Genomic DNA, 12819 nt, shown 5'->3' with positions numbered 1-12819 from the left:
TGATCACCAAACGTCATGAATGTTCCTATCTTTTTTATCTTATTGATATCGCAATATTATTTGTGGGGATACCTCAGGGTCAGAGTACATTAATCCCCAATCTTTCCCCTTTAAAACATCAAAAAGGGGTCAGAGTACATTAATACTTCTAATACTCCTCGAAATCAAAACAGCCCTTGACTCAATGATTGCGGAATGAAAATGTACTCTGACCCCATTTCTTTAAAAGTGATAGGCGTAGGATAGGTTCAGGAAGTCTAATCCGGGGTTGTCATTGTTGAAGCCGCCGTTTGAAAAGTGCATATAGCGCAGTGCGACATGTTGTTTCTTATCGATCTCTACAAACACACCTAATCTGTCTTCGAACTGATAGTTAGATCCAATATCTTTACCAGCGACTTTCTGATTACCTATGTAACTCGCTCCTATCCCCGCTTCTATATATACGGGATATTTGTCATAGAGCGTTGAAACCTGTTTCATAAATACAGGAGTTAATGACGCGCCGTAGCTAGTACTATGCGTATCGTTTTCACCATACTCCCACACTACGGCACTCACTTCCCAGTATAGCTTTAGGTCGCCAAACCAATCAGTAGTAAGCGTTTGTTCAAGTGGCCTGTACGCGAAGCGCATACCATCGATATCGTCAAAGCCGTGCATATAATCTACACTCACGGTTTGTTTCGCTTGTACGCTACTTGCGGTGAAAATAATGAAAAAAGAAAATAGAAGTAGTGATGCCTGTTTCATAATTGCTCCTTGATCTGGTAATCAACAAGCAAAATTTTTTCCAATTAAAAATTATCGTAATTTCAAAGAGATAATGAAAACTAAATGCCGAACTATTCCTGCTGAGTAGTGTAATTTACTGACACTGTTGAAGCTTTTACAAAGATGTCCAGCGTGTATCTGCGCTTACATGTTGCTCTTCCATCAGGCGCTCGATCAGTTGCTTTGTATCTTCAATACCATACTTCGCTTTAATTTTATTTATGCTTTCAGATTCTGAAAGTATAAATGTATTGAGCTCGGCAATGATCTCGGGGTGTCTTAAGGTTGATAGCGAAAATGAGACAACGTTGTGTGGCAGGGTTAAATCAGCGGCAAATGGTCCCATTTGCGGAAAGCGACGAGCAACGTTTTTAGCGGCATTATATTCCACATCTAAAGCATCTACTTTATCGCTCTGTAGAAGATTAAGCCCATCAAAAATACTGTTTACGCCTGTTACTTTAACGGTACCGTTCTTAATTTGCTGTTCCCACTTTACAGGGGAAAATCCGTCTGGCGTGGCAAGTTTTGTTATGTGAGTAATTCCTTTACCAAGGTTATCTGTTTTAATCAAAGTCACGGCGAATGTTTCTGCCAGAGGTTCAGAATACACTTTGTTGAGGCTATGGGTTATTTGGTCATACCAACTGGCGTTATCAGGAAAGACAAAGTCTACATTGCCTTTTTTCAATTCTATCTGAAGGCGTTTAACTGGCATGCTCAAGTATACAAAGCGATGTCCGCTTTGCTTTGAGAATGCTTCAAGAATAGCCCAACCCAACCCCTTTTCATGATCCGATGAAAAGTTGTAATACGGATAATATTCAATATTTTGAGCGCCTACGATATAGGTGTCGGCTGAAACAAAAGGACTTGAAAGTGTGCATGTAACTGGCAATACCGCCATTTGCACAAAGCGACGAATACTATTTCCAAACCTCTTCAATTTTCAATCCTTGTTCTATCAAAAGCTTCTGAGACAACTGCTCGAAAGGGGTTATTCCGTATTTTGTTTTTATACTATCAATTAATTCTGGATTTGAGGATATGAACTTATTAAGTTCACTAATAATGTCTTGATGATAAAGCGTAGATAGGGAAAAAGGAATTTCATTATGTGGAAGCGTCAAATCTAAAGTAAATGCATCTTGCTCATATGATAGAGGAGCAGATCGCTGGCTAACGAAATACTCTAAATCTAACCCGTCTACACGTTCTTGGTACAAAAGCGCCAAGCCTTGTTGAATATCCGTAACCCAAGTTATTTGGGTACGTTGGGTGTCTATTCTTTCTTGCCAATTTACCGGTGTGAAGCCTAACGGCATGGCGAGGTTTTTTATCTTTTCGATGCCTTTCCCAGCGTTCTGTCGTTTTACAATTGTCCCCGTTACTGCGCTGGTTAATGGGAGGGAAAAGTACTTGTCATTTGAAGTGGTAATGCTGTTATACCAGCCTCTATTATCAGGGTATACAAAGTCAACATTACCTTTAACTAACTCGAGTTGAAGCCGTCTTATAGGCAAGCTTAAATACACAAACTCGTGTCCCGAAGCTTCAGAAAAAGCTTCTAAAATTGACCAGGCAACCCCTTTATCTGTGGATGATGCAAAATCGTAATGGGGGAAATAAGCTAAGTTTTGTGCGCCAATCACATATTTTTCTGCATAAATATTAAGGCTAAACAAACAGCCAATAAAAAGCCCAATACATCGCATCATTCTACACTCCAAAATGACTACAGCAATTTACAATATACAAATAAATTATCTTTGAAGCATTTCCTTGAGAGGAAGTTTTTTAATACAAAAATAAATCGCGTATCTATACACCATAATTTATCGTTTTGCGGGTGTAAAATACTCAGTGAAAATCTCTTGAACTTAATGACAGCTTTTCGAGCCAAGGCGTACGATCAATAAGCTTACCTGCAATGATATGAATAACTCCTTCTTTGGAGCGTTCGATAATACCATTTACCTGTAGCAGTTTAGCCTTTAAGAATGTTTGTTGCTGAGCACGAGCGGTGGCTTGCCATACCACAACGTTCATATTGCCTATGTCATCTTCCAAAGTCAGAAAGGTAACGCCTGCGGCAGTGCCTGGCGCTTGACGACCTGTTACTGCGCCAAGCACTTTTACAACTGATTTATTTGTCTTGTCTTTAAGCGAATTGGACCAGCTTATGTCTTTAAGCTTATGTTGCTTTTTGAGTAACGAAATAGGGTGGTTATTTACCGATAAGCCGGTTGAGGCATAGTCTTCAAGTAAGTTTTCTGCCTCGGTCGGTGAAGCACCCAGAGGTGTGACGTTTTTATCTGCATAAAAATCGTCAGTATCAAACAGTGGTAAACGCGTTTGGGTATCCATAATTCGCCAACGGGTTTCGTATCGGTTGCCTGAAATAGTGCGAAGGGCATCGGCGCTAGCCAGTGCCTCTACTTCATTACTTTTAAGCGATAGTTGCTGTAATTGTTCAACATCGGTATAGCCCTTATCTGAGCGGTTTTCCACGATAAGTTGAGACGATGCTTCACTTAAGCCTTTAATAAGCTTAAGGCCAAGCTGAATGTATTTTTCTTGGCCTTGTACCACCAAAGAATGCTCAACGTCAGACTGGTTAACACAGGGCGCCTCTACCCGTATGTGATGACGCTTAGCGTCTTGAACTAACTGGGACGGGGAATAAAACCCCATGGGCCAGCTATTTAACAGCGCTACGTAAAACTCAACGGGAAAGTAAAACTTCAACCAGCAAGACACGTAAGCTAATACGGCAAAAGACGCTGAGTGAGATTCAGGAAAGCCGTAACCTGCAAAGCCTTTTATTTGTTCAAATAAGTTGTGGGCGAACGTACTGTCATAGCCTTTGTCCGTCATACCTTTAATAAGCTTGTCTCTGAATTCAAAAATTCTACCGTCTTTTTTCCAGCTCGCCATAGCGCGCCGCAGCTGGTCAGCTTCTCCGCCACTAAAGCCTGCTGCAACCATGGCAAGCTGAATCACTTGTTCTTGAAAGATAGGCACGCCCATGGTGCGAGACAGAACTTTCTCCACATCTTTAGATGGGTAGCTAATGGTTTCGTTGCCGTGTCGACGTATCAGATAAGGGTGGACCATATCACCCTGAATTGGACCTGGCCGTACAATGGCTATTTGTACGACCAAATCGTAATAGCGACGAGGTTTTAGCCTTGGCAGCATAGACATCTGAGCTCGTGATTCTATTTGAAAAACGCCTACCGTATCGGCCCGACAAATCATATCGAAAACCTGTTTGTCATCTCCGAGCTTAGTAATGAACGGAATACTGGTTTCAACAGGGTATTGTTTATTGATAAGCGAGAATGCGCGACGTATAGCGCTCAACATCCCAAGCGCCAGTACATCCACTTTTAAAAGGCCTAAGGTTTCAATGTCGTCCTTATCCCACTGAATAATAGTACGCTCTTCCATCGCGGCGTTCTCAACAGGAACAAGATCGTAGAGCGGCCCTGCGCTAATAACAAAACCGCCTACATGTTGCGACAAATGTCGGGGCGTGCCCAGTAAAGCTTCGGTAAGGGTAATTAACTGCTGCACCCTAGGCTCTTCAGGGTTTAACCCAAGCCCCGCCAGCTGAGATTTCCACGGAATAACGCTGTCTCGGCGATTAATCTGCTTTACCACAAAATCAAGCTGTGATTCGCTAAAGCCCAGCGCCTTGCCCACATCTTTAAAAGCCGACTTAAAGCGATAGCAAATAACCGTAGCCGCGATAGCGGTTCTTTCCCGGCCGTACTTTTGATAAATGTATTGGATGACCTCTTCACGGCGTTGATGCTCAAAATCCACATCAATATCTGGCGGTTCGTTACGCTCTTTGGAAATAAAGCGCTCGAACAGCACACTTATTTGCCTTGGGTCTACTGCGGTTATTTCCAAGCAATAGCACACTACCGAGTTGGCCGCAGAGCCGCGCCCTTGATACAAAATACGTTGTCGCTTGGCAAACTGAACAATGTCGTAAATGGTTAAAAAGAAATACTCATACTCTTGCTCGGCAATAAGCGTAAGTTCTTTTTCTATGGTTTGGCGAATATCAGGGGTTATACCTTCAGGAAAGCGCACTTTTATACCGGCCTCTACACGTTCCCGCAAATACGAAGTGGGCGTATACCCTTCAGGTACAAGCTCCGCAGGATAGTGGTAGCGCAGCTCTTCTAAAGAAAATGTGAAAGCGTGAGCAAGGGCATTGGTATTGGCAATCCATTTCTCAGGGTAAAGCTTCTTAATTTTTTGTACGGTTCGCAGACTACGCTCTGCATTACTCAACGCATCCCGACCTATTTTGTCTACACTGGTATGCACGTTAATAGCATGCAATACATGTTGAAGCGGCAGTCTGTCAGCGTGATGCATGAGTACACCTGTACAGGCAATAACAGGAAAAGGATAGGCAGACTGCAGATGATTGTAATGCGCAAACCTGTGGTGATCCCTTCCGTCTAATAGGCGCTGAGCGCCAATATAGGCATCAATACTAGGGTGTTTTTGCAGCCATTCAGCCCAATGCTTGTCTTTAGCTTCTTTGCCGCTTGGTAGCCAAATGAATTTGCAATGGCGAATGGTACGCAAGTCCCACTCAGCTAGTTGGTATTCACCTTTATCAGAGCGACGCCTCGCGTTAGTAATAATTCGGCATAGTTCGCTATAGGCCGCTTTGTTCGGGCACAACAGCACAAAAGATAAAGTGTCATCAAATACAAAGTAACTACCCACAATAAGCGTAATCGGTAGGCCCTGATGCTTAATTTCGTCGAAAGCCCGTACCACTCCCGCTACTGAGCATTCATCGGTAATGGCAAGTGCGTCGTAACCAAGGAAAGAAGCCGTGGTAACAAGCTCTGCGGGGGAAGAGGCACCGCAAAGAAAACTATAATTGCTTTGGCAAAAGAGCTCACTGTATTTCATGATATTGCCTTTACCTTTTTCTTTAACCGCATACCGCTAGCAAAAAAGGCCCTGCACCCACCAGCGGCTCTCTTCATCTTTAAACACTAAAAGCTTTACGCATTGCTCAGTTTGGGCGATGAAATAATCACGCTTTGTTGGGCTGTCATGCCACCACTCGCTATGTAATCGCACGGGGCCAAAGCAAATTTGGGTAGCCTGAATAAGCGGTTTAGGTACATCAAAAGTGAAGGTGGGCGTAATGTCACTGCTATAAGCATAATTACGGGTGCAGTTACCGGTGCTCGACTCCGTCACCGTCATATATTCAAACTGATGGCTGTCGGCAGCGCGAGGTTGAAACGTACTGTTATCGCCTAGCTTCGCGTTTAAGCGCCCAATTAATTGCTTTTGTGCAATATCGTTAAATCTGTCGCTAAAAAAGTCGCCATTCTGCGTATCCATTTCTTCAAATTGCTGACAGGTAAGCGCAATGGCTGTAGCTGGCTCAGGCAACACCAGATTCTCAGTTTTAAGACTAAACAAGGGCAGCCAACTTTGTACTGAAGACTGAGGCAGTGCCGAACGTATATTAATATCCATTACAGGTGCTTCTCTGAAATGAATATGTACACTGATGCTGGATGTATATAAGTTTCTTGCCCGTAAATAGTGAGACAAATGCTCAAACTGCTGGCTGACAAAAGGGGTTAGATGCTGCGTGTTTTCAATATCAAAAGGCAATAGGATAAAGTTATCGAAGTGCTCCAAAGGCCTAAATAATGTAACCCGTGGAAAGGTTTCTCCCCTTAACGCAGTAAGATACATAATAGTGTTATTGTCAAAGCGCCGACCCAGTTCTTGTACCGGCATTGCCAACAGCTGTTGTACGCAGGAAACGCCCACCCTTGCCAACGAGTCAATGACTTTAGGTGATAGAGCCGTAATAGAAAGCGGGCACGTACTTAGCGCTTTTTTTATGTCATCGGATGTATGCAAGTAGGTATTAAATTTATGAAGCGCTAATACTTTTGCGGCCTCAATTGTCCATGCGCTAGCAAAATGATAACGAATATCTGCTTCTGCCAGAGCTTGGGTTAAAGTTTTCCACAGTGGCTTATGACCGCCATAGTAATGAGTTAGGTTATCTAGCCTTACTGCCAGACCGCTGAAACTATTTGAGTGAATGTGGTTGTCTAATACGATATCAGAAGCCAGTGGATAAAGCCGATGGGCTAACTGCGTCAGCATATGCTTTTCGGCTTCTTCACTGAAAGGCAGAATATGCACGTAAGGGCATAACGCCGCTGCTTGGGCTAGCCCATGCCCAATTTCAATGCCTTCTTTTTTCGCAATATCATTACACTGCGTAATTTTGTTTGTTTTACTGCAGTACACTGCAACGGGAGTATTCGACGCTAACGCTGAATACTGGTTGTTAGTTTCGTGCTTCGGCAATTGGCTATGTGCACGCTTACTTCTAGCCGCTTTGATATGGCTGTCTAAAGTTAGTTGATAGCAGTAAATATAAGCCCACAGCATCATTAGCTCACAGAGTGTAATGCCTGATCGGAAAGCGTGTTGTGTGCCATGGCCCATTTAATGGCGTGATTGTCGGGGGTCCACCGATGGGAAATAACAATGTTATCTTTGGGCCACCCATGACGCTGCTTGCGTATGTTCACCGCCAAAGCGTGGGGTTTACCCTTTAGCGCGATATCCAACGTAATGGGTAATGCACTGTCGCTTTGATTCGACAGGTTGGCTTGTGAATCACTTAAGCTGGCCTTCGGATAACCTAACTGTGATGCCTGCTGTTGCGGTGGAGTATACAGTAAGCACAGCGCATCATTATGCGTTGCTGCTACCTGTAGGCGTCGTGCTTCTTTTTGATTTACAGCATTACTCCACAGCACTACGCAATGGCAAGCCGTACTTTTTAAACATTGCTCTGCTGCCCACAACGACTCTTGTTCAGAACTTGGTTTTACTACCAGAACTTGTTGCGCTTTAAGCCCCAAGTTTTCTAACCACGGCGACTGTAGTAGCCCGGGAGGGTTAATAAATACCACCAGCTTATGCGTACGGTGTTGGCATATAACCTGTTTAAAGAGTGAAAGTTCACCCATGCCGGTTAACGAAGAGATACGGACAAGACCTGTAGATGTAACGCCACCGTTAAGTGCTTTATCCAGACGCGGAAAACCCAGTGAAAACTTGGTTTCACTTTGTCTCTGATCTCTGGCCCGCCAAATATGCGGGTGGTTATTAAGCACGGATAACGATTTATTCATGGCACTCAAAATAAACTGTATTTTTATACAGTATTATAGTGCAGCAATAACCCTTTTCAAGACAAAAGGTTTTTGACTTGTTGTTTTAAACGCTAACTTACTGATTAGTTTGGAAAGGTAAAAAGATTAAACTTTTAAAAGAGTGGGAACATGGCTAGGGTCGCAGGCCTTACTACATAGCAAAGCAGACGACCCTGCCATACAGTTAGCGCTGTATAAGCGCTAACGAGAGACATAGAGTAAAATGTTACTCTTCAGATGGTTCTTTTTGAGCCTTTGTAGTCGTGCCACTTACTGTTGCTGTAACGGTTTGGCAAAAAGCAATGAAGCCGTCGGCCGTATTTTTTGACCACACCATACGTACGTTGCTAGGGAATGCTTTCACCACCTCACGAATTTCCTCAAGCGTCACTTCTTCATTAAGCAGCACCTTATTCAGTGACTCCTCAAATGACATCCCTTTCTCACAACAGGCCATGACGATAGTCGAAAAGTTGCGCATAAGCGGGTGCAGCGCATTGTATTGAGTTTGGTCGATAAGGCGGCTTTTATAGGCACTTTCAATACGCGCAGTAAGATTTTTCTCTAACGCATCTGTAACAAGAACAAGGTTGCGATAAGCATACGTAACCTTGTTGTTGGTCTGTTTATTCGAGTGACGCAATAGCGCCAGCTCTTTCTGTAAATTCTGCGCTCGCAGCACAAAGTAAATTAAAAACAGGATAAGTAATCCAATAACACCAAATGCAACGATCATGTTTATTGTGCCTTTTGTTCTTCTATAAACGTATTGATGTTTTGCTCCAAGATAAACAGTGGAACTGAGCCGTTTTCTAACACGGCGCGGTGGAATTTACGCACATCAAAACGCTCGCCTAATGCTTTCTCTGCTTTCTTGCGAAGGCCTTTAATTTTGATTTCACCAATCTTGTAAGACAAGGCTTGCGCTGGCCAAGAGATATAGCGGTCTATTTCAGTATTTACGTTGTGTTCTGAAAGCGCGGTGTTTTCCATCATATAATCAACCGCTTGTTGACGGCTCCAGCCCATCGTGTGCATACCGGTATCCACAACCAAGCGACACGCACGCCACATTTCGTAGCTTAAGCGACCGAAGTTGTCGTACGGCGTTTCGTAAATACCTGCTTCAATACCTAAAAACTCAGAGTACAGACCCCAGCCTTCACCAAACGCTGAAATATAGGTGTTACGACGTACCATAGGTAAGTCTTCAAGCTCTGCTGCCAACGATATTTGAAGATGGTGGCCAGGCACTGCTTCGTGCAAGGTCAGTGCAGGCAATGCATACAAAGGGCGCTTATCGAGGGCATACGTGTTTACCCAGTAATATCCTGGCTGATCATCGCGGCTAGGATGAATGTAACGGCCCGTTGTATATTTGGGCGCGATAGCGTCTGGTACAGGCGCTACACCGTAGGGTGTTCTTGGCAGATACTCAAAGAGCGAAGGAAGCTTTGCGTCCATTTTCTTTGCAATGAACGACGCCTCTTTTAGTAAATCTTCAGCGCTGGTGGCATAGAATTGCGGGTCTTCGCGTAAAAACGCAATGAAGTCGTTAATGTCGCCATCAAAGCCAAGCTCATCCACAATTTGCTGCATTTGCGCGCGAATGCGTTTTACTTCAGACAAACCTAAATCATGGATTTCCTGAGGCGTCATATCCGTGGTGGTGTAATGCTTGGCTCTATTGGCGTAATACGCCACGCCATCAGGCCAGTTATTCGCGGCAATATCTTCACGGGCGTTGGGAATGTATTCGTCTACCATGAAATCGTAGAACATTTGATATGCAGGCAATACGCTGCTGTTTATGGCTGCCTTGCCTTGCTCCGTTAGCGCTGATTTTTGCTCGGCAGTAAAGTACTCTGGAAAACGGGTAAATGGAGAATAAAAGCCACTGTCCTCGGCATTTTCAACAATGTATGACGCCACCGAGTTCTCAAACCCTTTCAGCACGACTTTAGGCTGCGTGTAGCCTTCTTTTAGCGCCTGTTTCATATACGCAATTTGTTGGTCAAAATAAGGCTTAAGCGCATTTAGGCGGCTAATGTAGGCCTGATAATCTTCTACGCGCTTAAAGGTGGATAAATTAGGAAGCGAGGCCATTGCACCGTGAAAGCCATATTCTGAATTGATAGGCACTAAATGCGCGCGATACGTATATTCGTCCACATAGTTAGCTAAACGATATTGTTGCATCAGCAAGGCAATATAAGCATCAGTAGAGATGTCTTCTTTTTTATACTGACTTAAGGCCTTTTGAAAAGTACGCCATTGTTCATTTTGTGCTTTCAGGGCTTTGGGAGAGTTGTCTGGTAATACGTGAGCGAGTGAAGTATCGCCTTCGCGAGAAGCTAGAAGCGGGGAAACCGAAAGCTCGTATTGCCAAATGTCATCAAGTAGTTGATACAAGCTTTCATCGTTAAGGTCCTTTGCAGATGAGCTAACGCTGCAAATAAATAATAATGCTGCTAAAACATAGCGATACATAAGGGTCTCCGGCAACCTTCACCGGAATGACCCGGCGGTTACTCTTTCGTTGGTGTATATATTGGACTAGGGAAAGCAGTTACTTTATCAGATTTATTTTCTAATTTAGTAATTTTGGCTGAACCTTTTTTATTTACGGCGTCAATGCGCAAAATGTTGTGCATCGGTACATAAGTTTTTGTTACTTCAGAAAATTCGGTTTTCAACTTTTCATGACTAGGGTCTACAACAACACTTGTGTGAGTATCCCACACAAAGTCACCTATCTCGATAAAGCCAAACAAAGCGCCCTGCATAAGGCTTTTTACGTATAACTCATAGCGCTCACCGTTGCTGATGAACTGAACGCGGTAAAGAATGTCGTCTTTTGACATAGATGCTGCTCTTTACTAAAAAATATAAAAACACCCGGAAGCTGAGCCGGTATGTGGTTAACAATTTTACCTTGCTCATAAAATGCGAGCAACGGTAGGAAACACATGGTAAACGTTAGTAGTTTAATGGTATTCCGCCTATCAACTGCGTTACCATGATGCACACTTAGTTATATGGTGAAATTAGAATGATAAAAAAACTCCTTATAGGTAGTGCAATGACAGCAATGACCTTTGCTGCTACTGCCCATAACCACGCATCGACAGACAATGCTTTTAACCCTGATACACAGCGAATCAAATCGCACCTGTTTTTCCTAGCAGATGATTTGCTTGAAGGTCGTGACACGGGCTCTCGTGGCCATGAAATTGCGGCGCTATATATTGCGACCGAATTTGCTAAATATGGTTTGAAGCCAGCGGGTACAGACGGCTACATGCAAAACGTAGCGTTTCGCAAAGCGAATCTGGTTCAAGAGTCTCCCAAGTTTACTTTCACGCAAAACGGCGAAACCGTCGAGTTTGACTATCCGAAAGAGTATTTAGCTAGCCCAAGTTTGCTTAGCACTGAAGCTAATGTAAAAGGTGAAATGGTCTTTGTGGGCTACGGCATTGTGGCTGATGAGCTATCTCACAACGATTACAAAGACTTAGATGTAAAAGGTAAGGTTGTTGTAGCGCTTGCTGGTAAGCCAAGCGACTTTCCATCAGAAGAGGGCGCTCACTTTGCGTCTGGCTATCAAAAGCAAAAGTATGCGGTAGACAATGGCGCTATTGGCATGATCACTATCACAACGCCTAAAAATGAAAAGGTACGCCCTTATCAAAGCCGTTTGAACTACATCCATACGCCGCGTATGGCATGGTTAGACGACAGTGGTCAGCCTGCAAACAGCTTTTCTCAGCTTAAAGGTGGCGCTTACATGAGTGAAGGCGCTGCGCGTAAGTTATTTGAAGGCGCAGAAAAGAGCCTTGATGACGTTTATGCACAGCTTGAAGCCGACAAAGTACCGCAAGGCTTTGCGTTAAACGGTGTGGTTGATATCAGTAAGACGAGCGTACACGACACCATCACTAGCCCAAATGTTGTGGGTGTACTTGAAGGTTCTGACCCAGAGCTTAAAAACGAGTATGTGGTTTTCTCTGCTCACTCTGACCATATTGGTTTTGCCAAGACCGTAAAGAAAGACAACATTAACAATGGCGCCATGGACAATGCGTCTGGTACGTCAGTGATGTTAGAAACTGCACGCCTGTTTAGCGAAATGGAAGAAAAGCCAAAGCGCTCAATTCTGTTCGTATCGGTAACGGGTGAAGAGAAGGGCCTGCTAGGTGCAGACTATTTTGCTCGTAATCCAACTGTACCGGTTACTTCAATGGTGGCGAACGTAAATCTAGATATGCCAATTTTGACTTACGAGTTTGCAGACGTTATTGCGTTTGGCGCGAACCACAGTGATTTGCAAGAGTCAGTGGAAAAAGCGGCGGCGAATGCCAACATTGAACTAAGCCCTGACCCATGGCCTGAGCAAGCGTTATTCACTCGCTCAGATCACTATGCGTTTGTAAAGCAAGGTGTGCCTTCAGTGTTTATGGTGCCGGGTCTGAAGTCTAAAGATCCTAACGTAGATGGCAGCAAGGTGTTTGGTCAGTTCTTATCTACGCACTACCATAAGCCTAGCGACGACATTAACCAGCCATTCAACTGGAATGCGGCAGAGACTTTCACCAAGGTTAACGCGCAAATTGGTTGGACACTAGCAAACCAAAAGAACAAGCCTAAGTGGAACGACGGCGATTTCTTTGGAAACACGTTTAGCAAGTAAGTCCATATTTATTTGTGTCGTCCTAATATAGGTTGACAGTTATTAGGCCAGCTCTCGAAGCTGGCCTTTTCTATTATGCACTGCGTTAGGCGTTTCCATATCTAATGCTAA

Annotated in this window: 10 protein-coding genes; 1 reads left to right on the top strand and 9 read right to left on the bottom strand. The window is 43.8% G+C overall.

The annotated features are described in order from the left end of the window. Nucleotides 1-222 precede the first annotated feature (222 nt). The 9 genes from BIZ39_RS18195 to BIZ39_RS18155 all read right to left on the bottom strand — a co-directional run bounded on the left by BIZ39_RS18195 (nt 223) and on the right by BIZ39_RS18155 (nt 10882). Complete coding sequence (locus tag BIZ39_RS18195; RefSeq protein ID WP_014975262.1) at nt 223-753, bottom strand: acyloxyacyl hydrolase; 531 nt, start codon at nt 751-753, stop codon at nt 223-225. Between the two features lie 136 nt (nt 754-889). Continuing rightward, nucleotides 890-1720, bottom strand: a complete 831-nt coding sequence (locus BIZ39_RS18190; protein WP_049587509.1) for a hypothetical protein — start codon at nt 1718-1720, stop codon at nt 890-892. Then, nucleotides 1701-2492: a hypothetical protein gene (locus BIZ39_RS18185; protein WP_049587510.1), complete on the bottom strand. Its 792-nt coding sequence runs from the start codon at nt 2490-2492 to the stop codon at nt 1701-1703. The genes BIZ39_RS18190 and BIZ39_RS18185 overlap by 20 nt, the downstream gene beginning before the upstream one ends. A gap of 142 nt (nt 2493-2634) precedes the next feature. Beyond that, complete coding sequence (locus tag BIZ39_RS18180) at nt 2635-5724, bottom strand: error-prone DNA polymerase (protein WP_168533909.1); 3090 nt, start codon at nt 5722-5724, stop codon at nt 2635-2637. Nucleotides 5725-5760: 36 nt separating this feature from the next. Further along, nucleotides 5761-7248 carry a Y-family DNA polymerase gene (locus tag BIZ39_RS18175; RefSeq protein ID WP_049587515.1) on the bottom strand — a complete coding sequence of 496 codons (1488 nt, stop codon included), beginning with the start codon at nt 7246-7248 and terminating at the stop codon, nt 5761-5763. Then, on the bottom strand, nt 7248-7997 hold the full coding sequence (locus BIZ39_RS18170; RefSeq protein WP_049587517.1) for a recombinase RecA: 750 nt from the start codon (nt 7995-7997) through the stop codon (nt 7248-7250). Before BIZ39_RS18170 ends, BIZ39_RS18175 begins: the two co-directional genes overlap by 1 nt. Before the next feature lie 247 nt (nt 7998-8244). After that, on the bottom strand, nt 8245-8754 hold the full coding sequence (locus BIZ39_RS18165; protein WP_049587518.1) for a hypothetical protein: 510 nt from the start codon (nt 8752-8754) through the stop codon (nt 8245-8247). A 2-nt stretch (nt 8755-8756) separates the two neighbouring features. Beyond that, nucleotides 8757-10508, bottom strand: a complete 1752-nt coding sequence (locus BIZ39_RS18160; protein ID WP_049587520.1) for a DUF885 domain-containing protein — start codon at nt 10506-10508, stop codon at nt 8757-8759. A 38-nt stretch (nt 10509-10546) separates the two neighbouring features. After that, a complete protein-coding gene (locus tag BIZ39_RS18155) occupies nt 10547-10882 on the bottom strand; it encodes a DUF1820 family protein (RefSeq protein ID WP_049587521.1) in 336 nt (111 codons plus the stop codon). A 188-nt stretch (nt 10883-11070) separates the two neighbouring features. On the opposite strand from BIZ39_RS18155, the gene BIZ39_RS18150 reads away from it, so the two are divergent. Beyond that, the gene (locus BIZ39_RS18150) at nt 11071-12708 is read left to right on the top strand and encodes a M28 family metallopeptidase (RefSeq protein WP_049587523.1); all 1638 of its coding nucleotides are present in this window, start codon (nt 11071-11073) and stop codon (nt 12706-12708) included. The last annotated feature ends 111 nt before the right edge of the window (nt 12709-12819 follow it).

The organism is Alteromonas sp. BZK5 (genome assembly GCF_014349115.1).
GTDB classification, from domain to species: Bacteria; Pseudomonadota; Gammaproteobacteria; order Enterobacterales; family Alteromonadaceae; genus Alteromonas; species Alteromonas macleodii.
This window is presented reverse-complemented; position numbering and strand designations above follow the sequence as displayed.